This is a genomic window from Pseudomonas paraeruginosa PA7 (genome assembly GCF_000017205.1).
GTDB classification, from domain to species: Bacteria; Pseudomonadota; Gammaproteobacteria; order Pseudomonadales; family Pseudomonadaceae; genus Pseudomonas; species Pseudomonas paraeruginosa.
Genome location: NC_009656.1, coordinates 810,001 through 829,646, shown reverse-complemented (window position 1 = coordinate 829,646; position 19,646 = coordinate 810,001). Strand labels below are relative to the sequence as shown.

The window sequence follows — 19,646 nt, the reverse complement described above, 5'->3', positions numbered from 1 at the left end:
GTTGGGCAGCGCGATTAGAACCGGTAGTGCGAGAAGGCCTTGTTGGCCTCTGCCATACGGTGCACGTCTTCACGCTTCTTGACTGCTGCGCCCTTGCCTTCAGCGGCATCCAGCAGCTCGCCAGCCAGACGCAGGGCCATGGACTTCTCGCCACGCTTGCGGGCGAAGTCCACCAGCCAACGCATGGCCAGGGCATTACGGCGGGACGGACGGACTTCGACCGGAACCTGGTAAGTCGCACCACCTACGCGGCGGGACTTCACTTCGACCAGCGGAGCGATGGCATCGAGAGCTTTTTCGAAGGTTTCCAGGGGATCGGCCTTGCCGCGTTCCTTCACCTTGTCCAGCGCACCGTAAACGATACGCTCGGCAACGGCTTTCTTGCCGCTTTCCATCACGTGGTTCATGAACTTGGCCAGGATCTGGCTTCCGTATTTCGGATCAGCCAGCACTTCACGCTTGGCCGCTACACGACGTCTTGGCATTGATAAGCCCTCAAACGGTCTTCAGGTTAGCCCGGGACCATAACAATCAAGTTACGCCCGACCTTACTCTTATCGACTCAGATAAATATAAAAACGCTATTACTTCGGACGCTTGGCGCCGTACTTCGAACGACCCTGCTTACGATCCTTGACACCCGAGGTGTCCAGCGAACCGCGCACGGTGTGGTAACGCACACCCGGAAGGTCCTTTACACGACCGCCACGGATCAGCACTACGCTGTGCTCTTGCAGGTTGTGACCTTCACCACCGATGTACGAGGAAACCTCGAAACCGTTGGTCAGACGTACACGGCATACCTTACGCAGTGCCGAGTTCGGCTTTTTCGGCGTGGTGGTGTATACGCGGGTGCATACGCCACGACGTTGCGGGCAGTTCTGCAGCGCAGGCACGTCGCTCTTGTCGACCATGCGCTTGCGCGGCTTACGCACCAGCTGGTTGATAGTTGCCATCTATAGCTCCACTGATTGTCTTACGACACACAAACGAAATGACAGAGCGTGCGCCCTGCCAATTTTCGGGGTACAAAATAGTAAAGAGGTTCTTGTACACCGTCAAGACAAAGCCCCGGCTATCGGGATAGCCGGGGCTTGTCGTTGATGCTTAGTTACCGCTCGAGTTCAGCGCTTCGGTCAGTGCGGCTTCCGCCTCGCTGGCACTCACACGCTGCGGCTTGCCGAGGTCGCGCTGACGCTTGCGCTCGCTGTGGTAAGCCAGACCGGTACCGGCCGGGATCAGGCGACCCACGACCACGTTCTCCTTCAGGCCGCGCAGGAAGTCGCGCTTGCCGGTGACCGCCGCTTCGGTGAGGACGCGGGTGGTCTCCTGGAACGACGCCGCGGAGATGAACGACTCGGTCGACAGGGAGGCCTTGGTGATACCCAGCAGAACGCGTTCGTACTTGGCCGGGAACTTGTCCTCGGTACCGAGCTGTTCGTTCTCTTCCAGCACCTGGGTGAGTTCCACCTGGTCGCCTTTGATGAAGCTGGAATCACCGGACTCGCTGACTTCGACCTTGCGCAGCATCTGACGCAGGATGGTCTCGATGTGCTTGTCGTTGATCTTCACGCCCTGCAGGCGGTAGACGTCCTGGATCTCGTTGACGATGTACTTCGCCAGCGAACTCACGCCCAGCAGGCGCAGGATGTCGTGCGGGTTGCTCGGGCCGTCGGAGATGACTTCGCCGCGGTTCACCTGTTCGCCTTCGAACACGTTCAGGTGACGCCACTTCGGAATCAGCTCCTCGTACGGATCGCTGCCATCGTTCGGCGTGATGACCAGACGGCGCTTGCCCTTGGTCTCCTTGCCGAAGGAGATGGTGCCGCTGATTTCCGCCAGGATCGAAGGCTCTTTCGGACGACGGGCCTCGAACAGGTCGGCAACGCGCGGCAGACCACCGGTGATGTCGCGGGTCTTCGAGGTTTCCTGCGGAATACGCGCGACAACGTCACCGATGCTCACCTTGGCGCCGTCGGTCAGGTTGACCAGGGCGTTGGCCGGCAGGAAGTACTGCGCCGGTACGTCGGTACCCGGCAGCAGCAGGTCCTTGCCCGCGGCATCGATCAGCTTCACGGCCGGACGGATGTCCTTGCCGGCAGCCGGACGGTCTTTCGGATCCATCACTTCGATGTTGGTCAGGCCGGTCAGTTCGTCGGTCTGACGCTTGACGGTAATGCCCTCCTCCATGCCCACGAAGGCCACGGTACCGTCCACCTCGGTGACGATCGGGTGGGTGTGCGGGTCCCACTTGGCGACGATGGCGCCCGGGTCGACCTTGTCACCTTCCTTGACCGAAATCACCGCACCGTACGGCAGCTTGTAGCGCTCGCGCTCGCGACCGAAGTCGTCGGCGACCGCCAGCTCGCCGGAACGCGATACCGCGACCAGCGCGCCGTCGGCACGCACCACATGCTTCAGGTTGTGCAGGCGGATGGTGCCGCCGTTCTTCACCTGGACGTTGTCGGCAGCCGAGGTCCGGCTGGCCGCACCACCGATGTGGAAGGTACGCATGGTCAGCTGGGTGCCCGGCTCACCGATGGACTGCGCGGCGATGACGCCGACCGCTTCACCGATGTTGACGCGATGGCCACGGGCCAGGTCGCGACCGTAGCACATGGCGCAGATGCCATGACGGGTTTCGCAGGTGATCGGCGAACGCACGACGACTTCGTCGACGCTCATCACCTCGAGGAAATCGACCCACTTCTCGTCGATCAGGGTACCGGCCGGCACGATGACTTCGTCGCTGCCCGGCTTGAACACGTCACGCGCGATCACGCGGCCGAGCACGCGCTCGCCGAGCGGCTCGACCACGTCGCCGCCTTCGATGTGCGGCGACATCAGCAGGCCGTGCTCGGTGCCACAATCGATCTCGGTCACCACCAGGTCCTGGGCCACGTCGACCAGGCGACGGGTCAGGTAACCGGAGTTCGCGGTCTTCAGCGCGGTATCCGCCAGACCCTTACGCGCACCGTGGGTGGAGATGAAGTACTGGAGTACGTTCAGACCTTCACGGAAGTTAGCGGTGATCGGGGTCTCGATGATCGAGCCGTCCGGCTTGGCCATCAGGCCGCGCATGCCCGCCAGCTGGCGGATCTGGGCCGCGGAACCCCGCGCACCGGAGTCGGCCATCATGTACATGGAGTTGAAGGACTCCTGGTCGACTTCCTTGCCCTCGCGGTCGACGACCTTCTCTTTCGAGAGGTTGGCCATCATCGCCTTGGACACTTCGTCGTTGGCCTTCGACCACAGGTCGATCACCTTGTTGTACTTCTCGCCCTGGGTTACCAGGCCGGAGGCGTACTGGCTCTCGATTTCCTTCACTTCGTCGGTGGCGGCGTTGATGATGCGCGCCTTCTCGTCCGGGATGACGAAGTCGTTGACGCCGATGGAGACGCCGGAAATGGTCGAATAGGCGAAACCGGTGTACATCAGCTGGTCGGCGAAGATGACGGTGTCCTTCAGACCCACCACGCGGTAGCAGTGGTTGATCAGCTTGGAGATCGCCTTCTTCTTCATCGACTGGTTGACCACGTCGAACGGCAGACCGGCCGGAACGACCTGGAACAGCAGCGCGCGGCCGACGGTGGTGTCGACGATGCGGGTATTGGCGGTCAGCTGACCGTCCTCGCCCTTGACCTTCTCGTTGATGCGTACCTTCACCCGGGCGTGCAGGGACGCCTGGCCGCTGCGGTAGGCGCGGTCGACTTCCTGCAGGTCGGCGAAGGCCATACCCTCGCCCTTCGCATTGATCGCTTCACGGGTCATGTAGTACAGACCCATTACCACGTCCTGCGACGGAACGATGATCGGCTCGCCGTTGGCGGGCGACAGGATGTTGTTGGTGGACATCATCAGCGCGCGCGCTTCCAGCTGGGCCTCGAGGGTCAGCGGAACGTGCACGGCCATCTGGTCACCGTCGAAGTCGGCGTTGTACGCGGCGCAGACCAGCGGGTGCAGCTGGATCGCCTTGCCTTCGATGAGGACCGGCTCGAACGCCTGGATGCCCAGACGGTGCAGGGTCGGCGCACGGTTCAGGAGAACCGGATGCTCGCGGATGACCTCGGCGAGAACGTCCCAGACCTCGGGCAGCTCGCGCTCGACCATCTTCTTGGCGGCCTTGATGGTGGTGGCCATGCCACGACCTTCCAGCTTGCCGAAGATGAACGGCTTGAACAGCTCCAGGGCCATCTTCTTCGGCAGACCGCACTGGTGCAGGCGCAGGGTCGGGCCCACGGTGATCACGGAACGACCGGAGTAGTCCACGCGCTTGCCGAGCAGGTTCTGACGGAAGCGACCTTGCTTGCCCTTGATCATGTCGGCCAGCGACTTCAGCGGACGCTTGTTCGAGCCGGTGATGGCCCGGCCGCGACGGCCGTTGTCGAGCAGGGCGTCGACGGCTTCCTGCAGCATGCGCTTTTCGTTGCGCACGATGATGTCCGGAGCGGCCAGGTCGAGCAGGCGCTTCAGGCGGTTGTTACGGTTAATCACCCGACGATATAGGTCGTTCAGGTCGGAAGTCGCGAAGCGACCGCCGTCCAGCGGAACCAGCGGGCGCAGGTCCGGCGGCAGCACCGGCAGGACGGTCAGGACCATCCACTCGGGCTTGTTGCCGGAGCCCTGGAAGGCTTCCATCAGCTTCAGGCGCTTGGACAGCTTCTTGATCTTGGTTTCCGAGTTGGTCTGCGGAATCTCTTCGCGCAGGCGGCCGATCTCGTGCTCCAGGTCGATGGCGTTGAGCAGTTCGTGAACGGCTTCGGCGCCCATGCGAGCATCGAAATCGTCACCGAACTCCTCGAGAGCCTCGAAGTATTGCTCGTCGTTCAGCAGTTGGCCCTTTTCCAGGGTGGTCATGCCCGGATCGATCACCACGTAGCTCTCGAAATAGAGCACGCGCTCGATATCGCGCAGGGTCATGTCCAGCAGCAGGCCGATACGGGACGGCAGCGACTTCAGGAACCAGATGTGGGCGACCGGCGAAGCCAGCTCGATGTGGCCCATGCGCTCGCGGCGCACCTTGGCCAGGGCGACTTCCACGCCGCACTTCTCGCAGATCACACCACGGTGCTTGAGGCGCTTGTACTTGCCGCACAGGCACTCGTAGTCCTTCACCGGGCCGAAGATCTTGGCGCAGAACAGGCCGTCGCGCTCCGGCTTGAAGGTACGGTAGTTGATGGTTTCCGGCTTTTTAACTTCGCCGAAAGACCAGGAACGAATCATCTCGGGCGAAGCCAGGCCAATACGGATGGCATCGAACTCTTCGATTTGACCCTGGTTTTTCAACAGATTAAGCAAGTCTTTCAAGGCCTTTCCTCCTCACGGACCCGGTGCGACCGGCCTTGACCAGCCGCACCGTCTAGCGTCACGTGTTATTCGGTTTCCAGTTCGATGTCGATGCCGAGCGAACGAATCTCTTTGATCAGAACGTTGAAGGACTCGGGCATGCCGGCCTCCATGCGGTGATCGCCGTCCACGATGTTCTTGTACATCTTGGTCCGGCCGTTCACGTCGTCCGACTTGACCGTCAGCATTTCTTGCAGGGTGTACGCCGCGCCATAGGCTTCCAGCGCCCACACCTCCATCTCACCGAAGCGCTGACCACCGAACTGTGCCTTACCACCCAGCGGCTGCTGGGTAACCAGGCTGTACGAGCCGGTGGAACGGGCGTGCATCTTGTCGTCCACCAGGTGGTTCAGCTTGAGCATGTACATGTAGCCGACGGTGGTCGGACGCTCGAACTGGTTGCCGGTACGACCGTCGAACAGACGCATCTGGCCGCTTTCCGGCAGGTCGGCCAGCTTCAGCATGGCCTTGATCTCGCGTTCCTTGGCGCCATCGAACACCGGGGTCGCCATCGGTACGCCACCGCGCAGGTTCTTGGCCAGCGCGAGGATCTCGTTGTCGCCCAGCTCGTCGAGGTTTTCCTCGCGACCGCCGATCTCGTTGTAGATCTCGTGCAGGAACTTGCGCAGCTCGGCGACCTTGCGCTGCTCTTCGAGCATGCGGTTGATCTTCTCGCCCAGCCCCTTGGCCGCGAGGCCCAGGTGGGTTTCGAGGATCTGGCCGACGTTCATACGCGACGGTACGCCCAGCGGGTTGAGGACGATGTCGACCGGGGTGCCGTTGGCATCGTGCGGCATGTCTTCCACCGGCATGATCACCGAGACCACACCCTTGTTACCGTGACGGCCGGCCATCTTGTCGCCCGGCTGGATGCGACGCTTGATCGCCAGGTAGACCTTGACGATCTTCAGCACGCCCGGAGCCAGGTCGTCGCCCTGCTGCAGCTTGCGCTTCTTGTCCTCGAACTTGTCGTCCAGGAGCTGACGACGATCGCTGATGTAGGCCTGGGCCTTCTCCAGCTGCTCGTTAAGGGCATCGTCGGCCATGCGCAGCTTGAACCACTGGCCGCGCTCGAGGCCGTCCAGGTAGTCGTCGGTGATCTCCGTGCCCTTCTTCAGCGCCGGGCCGCCTTCGGCCTTGGCACCGACCAGGGCGGCACGCAGACGCTCGAAGGTCGCGCCTTCGACGATGCGGAACTCTTCGTTCAGGTCCTTGCGGATCTGGTCGAGCTGCATCTTCTCGATGGACAGCGCGCGGGAATCGCGCTCGACGCCATCGCGGGTGAAGACCTGTACGTCGATCACGGTGCCCTTGGTGCCGGTCGGCACACGCAGGGAAGTATCCTTCACGTCGGACGCCTTCTCACCGAAGATCGCGCGCAGCAGCTTCTCTTCAGGAGTCAGCTGGGTCTCGCCTTTCGGAGTGACCTTGCCGACCAGGATGTCGCCGGCCTGCACTTCGGCGCCGACGTAGACGATACCGGCCTCGTCCAGCTTGTTCAGCGCAGCCTCGCCCACGTTCGGGATGTCCGCGGTGATTTCCTCTGGGCCGAGCTTGGTGTCGCGAGCGACGCAGGTCAGCTCCTGGATGTGGATCGTGGTGAAGCGATCTTCCTGGACCACACGCTCGGACAGGCAGATGGAGTCTTCGAAGTTGAAGCCGTTCCAGGGCATGAACGCTACGCGCATGTTCTGGCCCAGGGCCAGTTCGCCCATGTCGGTGGACGGACCGTCGGCCAGGATGTCGCCGCGCGCGACCACGTCACCCTTGCTCACCAGCGGACGCTGGTTGATGCAAGTGTTCTGGTTGGAACGGGTGTACTTGGTCAGGTTGTAGATGTCGACACCCGCTTCGCCGGTCTCGACCTCGTCATCCGCCACGCGAACCACGACACGGCTGGCATCGACCGAGTCGATCACCCCGCCACGGCGAGCCACGACGCAGACGCCGGAGTCGCGCGCCACGTTGCGCTCCATGCCGGTGCCCACCAGCGGCTTGTCGGCACGCAGGGTCGGCACGGCCTGACGCTGCATGTTCGAGCCCATGAGTGCGCGGTTGGCGTCGTCGTGCTCGAGGAACGGAATCAGCGAGGCAGCGACGGAAACGACCTGCTTCGGCGAAACGTCCATCAGGGTCACGTCTTCCGGCGCCTTCACGGTGAATTCGTTCAGGTGACGCACGGCCACCAGCTCGTCCACCAGTTGGCCCTTCTCGTTGAGGGTCGCCGAAGCCTGGGCGATGACGTGATCGGCTTCTTCGATCGCCGACAGGAACACGATCTCGTCGGTTACCAGGCTGTCCTTGACCACGCGGTACGGGCTCTCGAGGAAGCCGTACTTGTTGGTGCGGGCGTAGGTCGCCAGGGAGTTGATCAGACCGATGTTCGGACCTTCAGGGGTTTCGATCGGGCACACGCGACCGTAGTGGGTCGGGTGTACGTCACGAACCTCGAAGCCCGCACGCTCTCGGGTCAGACCGCCCGGGCCGAGCGCGGAGACGCGGCGCTTGTGGGTGATCTCGGAGAGCGGGTTGTTCTGGTCCATGAACTGCGACAGCTGGCTCGAACCGAAGAACTCCTTGATCGCGGCAGCCACCGGCTTGGCGTTGATCAGGTCCTGCGGCATCAGGCCTTCGCTTTCAGCCATCGACAGGCGTTCCTTGACCGCGCGCTCGACACGCACCAGGCCCACGCGGAACTGGTTCTCGGCCATCTCGCCGACGCAACGGACACGGCGGTTGCCCAGGTGGTCGATGTCATCGACGATGCCCTTGCCGTTACGGATGTCGACCAGGGTCTTGAGCACATCGATGATGTCTTCCTTGCTCAGGACGCCCGGACCTTCGATCTCGGTACGACCGATACGACGGTTGAACTTCATCCGGCCCACGGCCGACAGGTCGTAACGCTCGGCGCTGAAGAACAGGTTGCCGAACAGGGTCTCGGCGGCTTCCTTGGTCGGCGGCTCGCCCGGACGCATCATCCGGTAGATCTCGACCAGGGCTTCCAGCTGATTGCTGGTGTTGTCGATCTTCAGGGTATCGGAGATGAACGGACCGCAGTCGATGTCATTGGTGTACAGCGTCTCGATGCGCACGACCTGAGCCTTGGCCACCTTGGCCAGGAGGTCGAGGGTCAGCTCGGTGTTGCATTCGGCGATGATCTCGCCGGTGGCCGGATGCACGATCGCCTTGGCGATGGTACGGCCGATCAGGTAGTCGAACGGCACTTCCAGCTGGGTCACGCCAGCCTTTTCCAGCTGGTTGATGTGGCGGGCGGTGATACGGCGACCCTGCTCCACGATGACCTTGCCGCTGCCGTCCTTGATGTCGATGCTCGCGACTTCACCGCGCAGGCGCTGCGGGACCAGCTCCAGGTTCAGGGTCTCGCCCTTGATGTGGAAGACGTTGGTCGCGTAGAAGGCGTTGAGGATCTCTTCGGTGCTGTAACCGAGCGCGCGCAGCAGTACCGAGGCCGGCAGCTTGCGGCGACGGTCGATACGGACGAACACGCAGTCCTTCGGGTCGAACTCGAAGTCCAGCCAGGAGCCGCGGTAAGGAATGATCCGCGCGGAGTACAGCAGCTTGCCGGAGCTGTGGGTCTTGCCACGGTCGTGGTCGAAGAACACACCCGGGGAACGGTGCAGCTGGGAGACGATGACGCGCTCGGTACCGTTGATGATGAAGGTACCGTTCTCGGTCATCAGGGGGATTTCCCCCATGTAGACTTCTTGTTCCTTGATGTCCTTGATCGCCTTGTTCGACGACTCGCGGTCGAAGATGATCAGGCGGACTTTCACGCGCAGCGGTACGGCGAAGGTCACGCCGCGCAGCACGCACTCCTTGACATCGAATGCCGGCTCACCCAGACGGTAGCCGACGTATTCCAGGGCAGCATTGCCGGAATAGCTGATAATCGGGAAAACGGACTTGAAGGCCGCGTGCAGACCGATATCGCGGAACTGCTCCTTGGTTGCGCCAGCCTGCAGGAATTCGCGATAGGAATCCAGCTGGATGGCCAGCAAATACGGCACATCCATGACGTCCGGCAACTTGCTAAAGTCCTTGCGGATACGTTTTTTCTCAGTGTATGAGTAAGCCATCAGCGTTCCCCAGCTTGGTCACCTGCTTGTTTGGCGTCTCCGACGGGAGCAGCCGGAAAATCTTGCAGACCCCTTGGCCTGCATTGCCCACTCGGGGCACTTTCACGTCTTGGGTGGAACGCCCGAGGCGAGTCCACCCAGAACGGAAAAAGGCCGGTGGCAAAAGCCACCAGCCATCAGCCTTTCGCTTGACGCTCGGGCTGTAGACGCAAGGTCGTCGCTTACTTGAGCTCGACTTTGGCGCCTGCTTCTTCCAGGGCTTTCTTGGCAGCTTCGGCTTCTTCTTTCGAAGCGCCTTCCTTCACCACGCCCGGAGCGCCGTCTACGACAGCCTTGGCTTCTTTCAGACCCAGACCGGTCAGTTCGCGAACGACCTTGATCACGTTCACTTTCTTGTCGCCAGCTTCGGCCAGGACGATGGTGAACTCGGTCTGCTCTTCGGCAGCGGCAGCAGCCGGGCCAGCAGCGGCAACGGTAGCGGCAGCAGCGGTAACGCCGAACTTCTCTTCCATCGCCTTGATCAGTTCGACCACTTGCATGACGGACATTTCGGATACGGCGTTGATGATGTCTTCGTTGGTCAGAGCCATGACTCTAATTCCTGTATTGGGGGACGGCCTGCGGCCATCGTATTAAACAAATAAGATTGAAAGAGGTTGCGAGCCGACTCAGGCGGCAGCAGCTTCTTTCTGGTCGCGAATGGCCGCCAGAGTACGAGCCAGCTTGCTGGTAGCGCCCTGAATCACGCTCATCAGCTGCGATACGGCTTCGTCGTAGGTCGGCAGGCTTGCCAGTACGTCGATCTGATTGGCTGCGAGGAACTGACCCTCGAAGGCAGCCGCCTTGATCTCGAACTTGTCCTGACCCTTGGCGAACTCACGGAAGATACGAGCGGCAGCGCCCGGATGTTCGTTGGAGAAAGCGATCAGGGTCGGGCCTTTGAACACGTCGTTGAGCACGTCGAACTGGGTGCCTTCAACGGCGCGCTTGAGCAGGGTGTTACGTACGACTTTCACGTACACACCAGCTTCGCGGGCCTCTTTACGGAGTCCGGTCATGGCGCCTACGGTCACGCCACGGGCATCGGCCACGACAGCGGACAGGGCAGCTTTGGCAGCCTCGTTGACTTCAGCGACGATGGCCTTCTTGTCTTCGAGTTTAATTGCCACGGGTTTACTCCTGGATGTTACCGTTTCGTCCAGCCGGGGCCGGACGTCGTTTTGGTGTCTGATTCGGTAACCGAATCGGGAGCACCATCTGCGTAGGCTTGTGGTTTAAGGCTCGCGCCACCTACGGTCTTGGATAGCCCCCGCCAGGCAGGGACCCCAATACCTGTGCAGCGGGCAGAACCCGCTGCACGATGTCACTTAGGCTTCCAGGGAAGCCAGGTCGATCTGCAGGCCCGGACCCATGGTGGTGCTCAGGGTCACGCGCTTGACGTACACGCCTTTCGACGAGGACGGCTTCAGGCGCTTCAGGTCCGCCAGCAGAGCTTCGACGTTCTGCTGCAGCTTGGCCGGCTCGAAATCGACCTTGCCAACGGAGCTGTGGATGATGCCGTTCTTGTCGGTACGGAAACGTACCTGACCAGCCTTGGCATTCTTCACCGCGGTGGCGACGTCCGGGGTCACGGTACCGACTTTCGGGTTCGGCATCAGACCGCGCGGGCCGAGGATCTGGCCCAGCTGACCAACGACACGCATTGCGTCCGGGGAGGCGATGACGACGTCGTAGTTCAGGTCGCCGCCTTTCATTTCGGCAGCCAGTTCGTCCATGCCCACCTTGTCGGCGCCGGCAGCCAGAGCGGCTTCAGCGGCCGGACCCTGGGTGAAGACGGCAACGCGGACGCTCTTGCCGGTGCCGTTCGGCAGAACGGTGGCACCACGAACGACCTGGTCGGATTTACGCGGATCGACGCCGAGGTTGACGGCAACGTCCACGGACTCCTTGAACTTGATGGTGGACAGCTCGGCCAGCAGCTTGGCGGCCTCTTCGAAGCTGTACTGCTTGCCGGCAACTACTTTCTCGGCAATCGCCTTCTGGCGCTTGGTCAGCTTAGCCATTACACACCCTCCACGTTCAGGCCCATGCTGCGCGCGGAGCCAGCGATGGTACGTACAGCAGCGTCCAGATCAGCAGCGGTCAGGTCAGCCTGCTTGGTCTTGGCGATCTCTTCCAGCTGGGCACGGGTAACGGTGCCGACCTTCTGGGAGTTCGGACGAGCGGAGCCGCTGGTGATGCCAGCTGCTTTTTTCAGCAGGACGGCAGCCGGGGTGCTCTTGGTTTCGAAGGTGAAGCTACGGTCGCTGTAAACGGTGATGATCACAGGAGTCGGCAGACCCGGCTCTTGGCCTTGGGTCTTGGCGTTGAACGCCTTGCAGAACTCCATGATGTTCACGCCGTGCTGACCCAGGGCAGGGCCGACCGGCGGCGACGGGTTGGCCTGGCCGGCCTTTACTTGCAGCTTGATATAAGCCTGGATTTTCTTAGCCATTTGCTACTCCAAATTCGGGTACAAGCGCCTGAAGGCTCCCCGGTTGCTTTCGCGTTTATCCCAGTGACGACAAAACCCCGCAGCCTTGGGCTGCGGGGTGAGGGATGCGTTTTCAGCTAGACCTTTTCGACCTGACTGAACTCCAGCTCTACCGGAGTAGAGCGGCCAAAGATGAGCACGGCCACTTGGATCCGGCTCTTCTCGTAGTTGACTTCTTCGACGACACCATTGAAGTCGGCGAACGGACCATCGATGACACGAACGGTCTCGCCCGGCTCGAACAGGGTCTTCGGCTTGGGCTTGTCACCGCTATCGGCGACGCGACGCAGAATGGCATCGGCCTCCCGATCGGTGATCGGAGCAGGCTTGTCGGCGGTTCCACCGATGAAGCCCATGACACGCGGAGTGTCCTTCACCAGGTGCCAGGTGCCTTCGTTCATCTCCATCTGAACCAGCACATAGCCAGGGAAGAATTTGCGCTCACTCTTGCGCTTCTGGCCGTTCCGCATCTCCACCACTTCTTCGGTGGGAACCAGAATCTCGCCGAACTCTTCTTCCATGCCAGCAAGCTTGACACGCTCGATCAGCGAGCGCATGACATGCTTCTCGTAACCCGAGTATGCATGCACAACGTACCAACGCTTAGCCACGGCGCACCCTTAACCTACAATCATGGAAACCAACCAACCCAGCAGGGAATCGAGCCCCCACAGCAGCAGCGCCATCACCAGCACTACCGCGACCACGATCAGCGTGGTCTGAGTTGTTTCTTGACGACTCGGCCATACGACCTTGCGAATCTCGACGCGCGCTTCCTTAGCAAGACTAAAGAAGGCCTGCCCCTTGGCCGTTTGCAACGCCAGGAAAGCAGCGATCACCGCTAGAACGAGAATACCGAGAACGCGATACAGGATTGGTTGAGCCGAAAAGTACTGGTTACCTACGACGGCAACCACAACCAGAACGGCAACCAAGAGCCATTTCAAGAGATCAAAACGTGATTCTTTGGCTTCTGCCTTGGCATTCATCTGTTAGGAATCTCGTGAAGAAAAGCCAGATTTACTTTTGAAATCTGGCAGGCCAGGAGGGAATCGAACCCCCAACCTGCGGTTTTGGAGACCGCCGCTCTGCCAATTGAGCTACTGGCCTGAAGCAAAATCAGGCCGGCCATTATGCCGGCCTGAGGAGGGAAGATCAACCGATATTATTCGATGATCTTGGCAACCACGCCGGCGCCAACGGTACGGCCGCCTTCGCGGATCGCGAAGCGCAGGCCATCTTCCATGGCGATCGGAGCGATCAGGGTGACAACCATCTTGATGTTGTCGCCCGGCATTACCATCTCTACGCCTTCCGGCAGTTCGCAGTTACCGGTCACGTCAGTGGTACGGAAGTAGAACTGCGGACGGTAGCCCTTGAAGAACGGGGTGTGACGACCACCTTCTTCCTTGGACAGCACGTACACTTCGCACTCGAACTTGGTGTGCGGCTTGATGGTGCCCGGCTTGGCCAGAACCTGGCCACGCTCTACGTCTTCACGCTTGGTGCCGCGCAGCAGGATACCGACGTTCTCGCCAGCACGACCTTCGTCGAGCAGCTTGCGGAACATTTCGACACCGGTGCAGGTGGTCTTGGTGGTCGCCTTGATGCCGACGATTTCCACTTCTTCCTGGACCTTGATGATGCCGCGCTCCACACGACCGGTTACCACGGTACCGCGGCCGGAGATCGAGAACACGTCTTCGATCGGCATCAGGAACGGCTGGTCGATGGCACGAACCGGCTCCGGAATGTAGGAGTCCAGGGTCTCTACCAGCTTCTGCACGGCGCTTACGCCGATACCGTTGTCGTCCTTGCCTTCCAGCGCCATCAGCGCGGAGCCGATGATGATCGGGGTGTCGTCGCCCGGGAAGTCGTAGGTGTTCAGCAGGTCGCGAACTTCCATCTCGACCAGTTCCAGCAGCTCGGCGTCGTCAACCATGTCGGCCTTGTTCAGGAACACGACGATGTAGGGAACGCCTACCTGGCGGGACAGCAGGATGTGCTCGCGAGTCTGCGGCATGGGGCCGTCGGCAGCCGAGCAAACCAGGATCGCGCCGTCCATCTGGGCAGCACCGGTGATCATGTTCTTCACGTAGTCGGCGTGACCGGGGCAGTCAACGTGAGCGTAGTGACGAACAGCGGAATCGTACTCAACGTGCGAGGTGTTGATGGTGATACCGCGGGCCTTTTCTTCCGGCGCGTTGTCGATCTGATCGAAGGCACGAGCGGAACCACCCCAGGTGTCGGAGCAGACCTTGGTCAGTGCAGCGGTCAGAGTGGTCTTGCCATGGTCAACGTGACCGATGGTGCCGACGTTGACGTGCGGCTTGTTCCGTTCAAATTTTTCTTTAGCCATGGAGACCATCCCCTTCAAGGAATTGAGCGGATCACGCTACCATTAGAACAAGGGCAGATATTTTCATATCTGCCCTTGAATAAATGGAGCTCATGAGCGGATTTGAACCGCTGACCTCACCCTTACCAAGGGTGTGCTCTACCAACTGAGCTACATGAGCAAAACACAAGCGACTTGACTGGAGCGGGTAGCGGGAATCGAACCCGCATCATCAGCTTGGAAGGCTGAGGTTCTACCACTGAACTATACCCGCGGAGCCCGAAGCTCACGCTTTTAAACTGGTGGAGGGAGAAGGATTCGAACCTTCGAAGTCTATGACGTCAGATTTACAGTCTGATCCCTTTGGCCACTCGGGAATCCCTCCAAACTGGTGGGCGGCATTCTCTACGTCTGCCACCTTGCTGTCAAGAGTTTTCTCTTAAAAAACCTGAACTTAGGTTTCAACAGCAACTTCGTAGTCGGAGTCTTTCAGCCTTCCCCCTGCGAAGCGGGCGCCATTCTATGCAATGCGTCAGGGGGATGCAACACCTTTGCACGACATTATTTGATGTTGCAGCCCCTTGAAGTCCCGGGCCAGCTCCTGGAGCAACTGCTCGTCCACCAGGCGGCGGCTGGCGGGCGCCACCCGCACCCAGAAATCGCGCTGCCCGCGCGGCAACTCCTTCAGCTCCGCCTCGTAGCCGGCTGTCTTGAGCCGCGCCTGCGCGCTTTCGGCCGAGTCCCGGGCGGAAAACATTCCCAGGGAAACGCCGTTCGCCAGCGCGCCCTCACCGATCAGATAGCTGTCGATATTGCGCGCCTGGAGTTCTTTCAACTGCCGCAGAGCCGCCTCCCGCGAAGCCAGGGGAGGAAGATAGACCCAATAATCGACGCTCATTTCACCGCGGGCCTCGACCTCAGCCTCGATATCCAACCCCAACAGGCGCTGCTGGAGTCGCCGAGCGTCCGCCTCCGCCCCGCCGCCTCCCAGATACAGGCAGGCTGACTCGGAGCCAGCCGGTGTTTCAGCTTGCGCGGGAGGCATCGTCGGCACCTGCGTCCGCTCCGTGTGCGCCTTGCCGGCAAGGTCGCTTTCGGCCAGGAGCAGAATGTTCTTCTGCCCGTCCTTATAGAGCCCCAGCGGGGCGATTTCCTTGGCCCGAAGCGGAGACTGCTGTTGATGCCATACGTAATAGAAAACGTTCAGGGCCAGGAGAAACAGGAAAAACCAGCGCATAGATCCCTCATTCTATCGGACAGGCAAGAGCCAGCCCCACGAACACCAGGTCGGGGATGATCCGGGCCCGAGCCAACTCGTCGCGAACCAACTCGGCATCGCCTCCCGTCAGGAAGATTTCACAGTCCGCGCCTAGCAACTCGCAGGCCATGGCGTATTGCTCGCGAACGAACCCCCTGAGCATGAGCAGACAGCCACGCTCCACCGCCTCGGCAGTTGCCTGCCCGGGATGGAGGCTACCCATCGCCCGGCGGGCCTCGGTATCGTCGTAGCGAATCCGCCGCGTATGGGTACGTAGCTGGCTTCTCATCAGCGACATGCCCGGGCATATATAGCCGCCCAGGTGGGTGCCATTCGCCGCGACCAGGTCGGAGGTCACCGCCGTGCCCAGGTCGATGACCAGGCAGGCCTTCTGCGCCAGGTGATGGCCGGCGACCAGGGCGAGCCAGCGATCCAGTCCCAGGCGCTGGTAGTCGAGATAACCATTGCGCACACCGGCCAGTTGCCGTCCCGGCGCGGCAACGAGGACGGAAACCGGAAACAGCCGCTCCAGCCGAGCGATCAGCTGGGAGGTTTCCTGCTCGCTGCGCACGCTCACCAGACGACAGGCACGAACCGGCAGGCCCCGGCGCAGGGAAAGCTGTTCGACGAGGGCTTCGTCGGAGTCCGCCAACCCACCCGCGACCGAGCGTCCGCCGCCCCCATCGATGACCCGCCACTTGATCAGCGAGTTTCCACAGTCGAGCTCAAGAATCATTGCGCAACCTCAAACTTAGCTCTCCCCCACTGAAGCTCTGCTCCACTCCTCCCACCTCGAGGCGCAACGCACCTCGAGCGTCGACGCCCAACACCCGACCCTCGATGGACGTCGAGGAAGTCGACAGGCTGACGAGGGCACCTTGCCAGAGATTGCGCGCCTCCCATTCCTCGCGACTCGCCGCGAAGCCCTCACGCGAATGCCTGTCCAGGTACCACGCCAGTTGCTGATTGAGCACGGAAAGCAGGTGCGAACGATCCACCAACCCACCCAGCGCCTCGCGCAAGGATGTCCATGGCTGGTCGATATCGGTGGCAACCTTCATATTGACGTTGATGCCGATGCCGATGACGACCTGGCACAGGTCCGCCGGATCCCCACTGAGTTCCAGCAGTATTCCGGCGATTTTCCGACCATCCTGCAGGAGGTCGTTCGGCCACTTCAAACCTGCCTTGGAGACCTGCAGCAGATCCAGCACCTTGAGCACCGCCAGGCCGACGACCAGGCTCAGCCCTTCGAGCTCCCGGGCCCCACCCCTGACGGTAACGGCCAGAGAATAATAGAGGTTCTCTCCATAGGGACTGATCCAGACGCGGCCACGCCGCCCTCGTCCGGCCGTCTGCTGCTCGGCGACGAGGACGAAAGGCGTCGAAGCACCTGCCGCCAGCCTGCGCATGGCCTCGCTGTTGGTCGAGTCGATGGCGGAAAGAATCTCGACGGGCCAGAACCCCTCGATTCGTTGCGGATCCAGGAGGCTGATGGGGCTCGCCAGGCGGTAGCCCCGTCCACGCACCTTGTGGAACTGCAGGCCATGTTCGGCCTCCAGATGCTGCAGGCGTTTCCAGACCGCGCTACGGCTGATGCCCAGCACGGCCCCCAGCTCCTCTCCGGAGTGAAATCGCCCGTCTTGAAGTATTTTCAGCAAGGTCTGCATAGACGCCCCACACTAGCCAGGCACGCATCATATAGAGGCACTTGCGCTTTGCCTACGAAAAGCCCTGTTATAACGCGGCCATTTGGACGGATTCTGGCAGACTTTTCCGCGCGCCAAAGCAAAACCCCCGGCCATTGCTGGCCAGGGGTTTTGGGATAGGAGCTTGACGATGACCTACTCTCACATGGGGAGACCCCACACTACCATCGGCGATGCGTCGTTTCACTTCTGAGTTCGGGAAGGGATCAGGTGGTTCCAACGCTCTATGATCGTCAAGCAATTCGGTTGGATATCCGTTTGCTTGTGCTTACGTCTATCCGGATTCAGGTATGTGATTTCAAGGTGTTTGCGGTTCATGCGAACTTTCGGTTCGTCGACTTCACCCTACAACACACAATCATCAGATTGTTTGGGTGTTATATGGTCAAGCCTCACGGGCAATTAGTACTGGTTAGCTCAACGCCTCACAACGCTTACACACCCAGCCTATCAACGTCGTAGTCTTCGACGGCCCTTCAGGGGAATCAAGTTCCCAGTGAGATCTCATCTTGAGGCAAGTTTCCCGCTTAGATGCTTTCAGCGGTTATCTTTTCCGAACATAGCTACCCGGCAATGCCACTGGCGTGACAACCGGAACACCAGAGGTTCGTCCACTCCGGTCCTCTCGTACTAGGAGCAGCCCCTCTCAAATCTCAAACGTCCACGGCAGATAGGGACCGAACTGTCTCACGACGTTCTAAACCCAGCTCGCGTACCACTTTAAATGGCGAACAGCCATACCCTTGGGACCGGCTTCAGCCCCAGGATGTGATGAGCCGACATCGAGGTGCCAAACACCGCCGTCGATATGAACTCTTGGGCGGTATCAGCCTGTTATCCCCGGAGTACCTTTTATCCGTTGAGCGATGGCCCTTCCATACAGAACCACCGGATCACTAAGACCTACTTTCGTACCTGCTCGACGTGTCTGTCTCGCAGTCAAGCGCGCTTTTGCCTTTATACTCTGCGACCGATTTCCGACCGGTCTGAGCGCACCTTCGTACTCCTCCGTTACTCTTTAGGAGGAGACCGCCCCAGTCAAACTGCCCACCATACACTGTCCTCGATCCGGATCACGGACCAGAGTTAGAACCTCAAGCATGCCAGGGTGGTATTTCAAGGATGGCTCCACGCGAACTGGCGTCCACGCTTCAAAGCCTCCCACCTATCCTACACAAGCAGGCTCAAAGTCCAGTGCAAAGCTACAGTAAAGGTTCACGGGGTCTTTCCGTCTAGCCGCGGATACACTGCATCTTCACAGCGATTTCAATTTCACTGAGTCTCGGGTGGAGACAGCGCCGCCATCGTTACGCCATTCGTGCAGGTCGGAACTTACCCGACAAGGAATTTCGCTACCTTAGGACCGTTATAGTTACGGCCGCCGTTTACCGGGGCTTCGATCAAGAGCTTCGCTTGCGCTAACCCCATCAATTAACCTTCCGGCACCGGGCAGGCGTCACACCCTATACGTCCACTTTCGTGTTTGCAGAGTGCTGTGTTTTTAATAAACAGTCGCAGCGGCCTGGTATCTTCGACCAGCCAGAGCTTACGGAGTAAATCCTTCACCCTAGCCGGCGCACCTTCTCCCGAAGTTACGGTGCCATTTTGCCTAGTTCCTTCACCCGAGTTCTCTCAAGCGCCTTGGTATTCTCTACCCGACCACCTGTGTCGGTTTGGGGTACGGTTCCTGGTTACCTGAAGCTTAGAAGCTTTTCTTGGAAGCATGGCATCAACCACTTCGTCATCTAAAAGACGACTCGTCATCAGCTCTCGGCCTTGAAACCCCGGATTTACCTAAGATTTCAGCCTACCACCTTAAACTTGGACAACCAACGCCAAGCTGGCCTAGCCTTCTCCGTCCCTCCATCGCAGTAACCAGAAGTACAGGAATATTAACCTGTTTCCCATCGACTACGCTTTTCAGCCTCGCCTTAGGAACCGACTAACCCTGCGTCGATTAACGTTGCGCAGGAACCCTTGGTCTTTCGGCGTGGGTGTTTTTCACACCCATTGTCGTTACTCATGTCAGCATTCGCACTTCTGATACCTCCAGCAAGCTTCTCAACTCACCTTCACAGGCTTACAGAACGCTCCTCTACCGCGTCACTTACGTGACACCCGCAGCTTCGGTGTGTGGTTTGAGCCCCGTTACATCTTCCGCGCAGGCCGACTCGACTAGTGAGCTATTACGCTTTCTTTAAAGGATGGCTGCTTCTAAGCCAACCTCCTAGCTGTCTAAGCCTTCCCACATCGTTTACCACTTAACCACAACTTTGGGACCTTAGCTGGCGGTCTGGGTTGTTTCCCTTTTCACGACGGACGTTAGCACCCGCCGTGTGTCTCCCATGCTCGGCACTTCTGG

Annotated in this window: 14 protein-coding genes, 4 tRNA genes and 2 rRNA genes (1 of these 20 running past the window's edge); all 20 read right to left on the bottom strand. The window is 60.3% G+C overall.

Going from position 1 to position 19,646, the window contains the following annotated elements; translation table 11 throughout:
• Window positions 1-14: 14 nt before the first annotated feature.
• The gene (gene rpsG, locus PSPA7_RS03975; RefSeq protein ID WP_003093742.1) at window positions 15-485 is read right to left on the bottom strand and encodes a 30S ribosomal protein S7; all 471 of its coding nucleotides are present in this window, start codon (window positions 483-485) and stop codon (window positions 15-17) included.
• A 99-nt stretch (window positions 486-584) separates the two neighbouring features.
• A complete protein-coding gene (rpsL, locus tag PSPA7_RS03970; RefSeq protein ID WP_003093744.1) occupies window positions 585-956 on the bottom strand; it encodes a 30S ribosomal protein S12 in 372 nt (123 codons plus the stop codon).
• A 151-nt stretch (window positions 957-1,107) separates the two neighbouring features.
• Window positions 1,108-5,307 (bottom strand): DNA-directed RNA polymerase subunit beta', encoded by a 4,200-nt coding sequence (rpoC, locus tag PSPA7_RS03965; RefSeq protein WP_012074227.1) that lies wholly within the window; start codon window positions 5,305-5,307, stop codon window positions 1,108-1,110.
• A 65-nt stretch (window positions 5,308-5,372) separates the two neighbouring features.
• A complete protein-coding gene (gene rpoB / locus PSPA7_RS03960) occupies window positions 5,373-9,446 on the bottom strand; it encodes a DNA-directed RNA polymerase subunit beta (RefSeq protein WP_012074226.1) in 4,074 nt (1,357 codons plus the stop codon).
• 221 nt (window positions 9,447-9,667) lie between these two features.
• The gene (rplL, locus tag PSPA7_RS03955) at window positions 9,668-10,036 is read right to left on the bottom strand and encodes a 50S ribosomal protein L7/L12 (RefSeq protein ID WP_003093747.1); all 369 of its coding nucleotides are present in this window, start codon (window positions 10,034-10,036) and stop codon (window positions 9,668-9,670) included.
• A 78-nt stretch (window positions 10,037-10,114) separates the two neighbouring features.
• Complete coding sequence (rplJ, locus tag PSPA7_RS03950; RefSeq protein ID WP_003093748.1) at window positions 10,115-10,615, bottom strand: 50S ribosomal protein L10; 501 nt, start codon at window positions 10,613-10,615, stop codon at window positions 10,115-10,117.
• Window positions 10,616-10,813: 198 nt separating this feature from the next.
• On the bottom strand, window positions 10,814-11,509 hold the full coding sequence (gene rplA / locus PSPA7_RS03945) for a 50S ribosomal protein L1 (protein WP_003093749.1): 696 nt from the start codon (window positions 11,507-11,509) through the stop codon (window positions 10,814-10,816).
• Complete coding sequence (rplK, locus tag PSPA7_RS03940) at window positions 11,509-11,940, bottom strand: 50S ribosomal protein L11 (RefSeq protein ID WP_003093751.1); 432 nt, start codon at window positions 11,938-11,940, stop codon at window positions 11,509-11,511. The genes rplA and rplK overlap by 1 nt, the downstream gene beginning before the upstream one ends.
• A 116-nt stretch (window positions 11,941-12,056) precedes the next feature.
• Window positions 12,057-12,590, bottom strand: a complete 534-nt coding sequence (gene nusG, locus PSPA7_RS03935; RefSeq protein ID WP_003108028.1) for a transcription termination/antitermination protein NusG — start codon at window positions 12,588-12,590, stop codon at window positions 12,057-12,059.
• A 9-nt stretch (window positions 12,591-12,599) separates the two neighbouring features.
• Complete coding sequence (gene secE / locus PSPA7_RS03930; RefSeq protein ID WP_003108030.1) at window positions 12,600-12,968, bottom strand: preprotein translocase subunit SecE; 369 nt, start codon at window positions 12,966-12,968, stop codon at window positions 12,600-12,602.
• Window positions 12,969-13,013: 45 nt separating this feature from the next.
• Window positions 13,014-13,089, bottom strand: a tRNA-Trp gene (locus tag PSPA7_RS03925).
• A 55-nt stretch (window positions 13,090-13,144) separates the two neighbouring features.
• Window positions 13,145-14,338, bottom strand: a complete 1,194-nt coding sequence (gene tuf / locus PSPA7_RS03920) for an elongation factor Tu (protein ID WP_003115146.1) — start codon at window positions 14,336-14,338, stop codon at window positions 13,145-13,147.
• Between the two features lie 84 nt (window positions 14,339-14,422).
• Window positions 14,423-14,498, bottom strand: a tRNA-Thr gene (locus PSPA7_RS03915).
• Between the two features lie 19 nt (window positions 14,499-14,517).
• Window positions 14,518-14,591, bottom strand: a tRNA-Gly gene (locus PSPA7_RS03910).
• A 26-nt stretch (window positions 14,592-14,617) separates the two neighbouring features.
• Window positions 14,618-14,702, bottom strand: a tRNA-Tyr gene (locus tag PSPA7_RS03905).
• A gap of 147 nt (window positions 14,703-14,849) precedes the next feature.
• The gene (locus PSPA7_RS03900) at window positions 14,850-15,554 is read right to left on the bottom strand and encodes an SPOR domain-containing protein (protein ID WP_003157424.1); all 705 of its coding nucleotides are present in this window, start codon (window positions 15,552-15,554) and stop codon (window positions 14,850-14,852) included.
• 7 nt (window positions 15,555-15,561) lie between these two features.
• Complete coding sequence (locus tag PSPA7_RS03895) at window positions 15,562-16,311, bottom strand: pantothenate kinase (RefSeq protein ID WP_012074225.1); 750 nt, start codon at window positions 16,309-16,311, stop codon at window positions 15,562-15,564.
• On the bottom strand, window positions 16,301-17,245 hold the full coding sequence (gene birA / locus PSPA7_RS03890; protein WP_003157426.1) for a bifunctional biotin--[acetyl-CoA-carboxylase] ligase/biotin operon repressor BirA: 945 nt from the start codon (window positions 17,243-17,245) through the stop codon (window positions 16,301-16,303). The genes PSPA7_RS03895 and birA overlap by 11 nt, the downstream gene beginning before the upstream one ends.
• A gap of 161 nt (window positions 17,246-17,406) precedes the next feature.
• Window positions 17,407-17,522, bottom strand: a 5S ribosomal RNA gene (gene rrf, locus PSPA7_RS03885).
• A 143-nt stretch (window positions 17,523-17,665) separates the two neighbouring features.
• Window positions 17,666-19,646: ribosomal RNA gene (locus PSPA7_RS03880) — 23S ribosomal RNA — on the bottom strand (it continues 910 nt past the right edge of the window).

Coding starts and splice junctions, on each gene's coding strand:
- birA (WP_003157426.1), bottom strand. CDS start 17,245: ATGCAGACCTTGCTGAAAATACTTCAAGACGGGCGATTTCACTCCGGA.
- tuf (WP_003115146.1), bottom strand. CDS start 14,338: ATGGCTAAAGAAAAATTTGAACGGAACAAGCCGCACGTCAACGTCGGC.
- rplK (WP_003093751.1), bottom strand. CDS start 11,940: ATGGCTAAGAAAATCCAGGCTTATATCAAGCTGCAAGTAAAGGCCGGC.
- secE (WP_003108030.1), bottom strand. CDS start 12,968: ATGAATGCCAAGGCAGAAGCCAAAGAATCACGTTTTGATCTCTTGAAA.
- PSPA7_RS03895 (WP_012074225.1), bottom strand. CDS start 16,311: ATGATTCTTGAGCTCGACTGTGGAAACTCGCTGATCAAGTGGCGGGTC.
- PSPA7_RS03900 (WP_003157424.1), bottom strand. CDS start 15,554: ATGCGCTGGTTTTTCCTGTTTCTCCTGGCCCTGAACGTTTTCTATTAC.
- rpsL (WP_003093744.1), bottom strand. CDS start 956: ATGGCAACTATCAACCAGCTGGTGCGTAAGCCGCGCAAGCGCATGGTC.
- rpsG (WP_003093742.1), bottom strand. CDS start 485: ATGCCAAGACGTCGTGTAGCGGCCAAGCGTGAAGTGCTGGCTGATCCG.
- rpoB (WP_012074226.1), bottom strand. CDS start 9,446: ATGGCTTACTCATACACTGAGAAAAAACGTATCCGCAAGGACTTTAGC.
- rplL (WP_003093747.1), bottom strand. CDS start 10,036: ATGGCTCTGACCAACGAAGACATCATCAACGCCGTATCCGAAATGTCC.
- rplA (WP_003093749.1), bottom strand. CDS start 11,509: ATGGCTAAGCTGACCAAGCGCCAGAAGGCGATTGCCGAGAAAGTAGTT.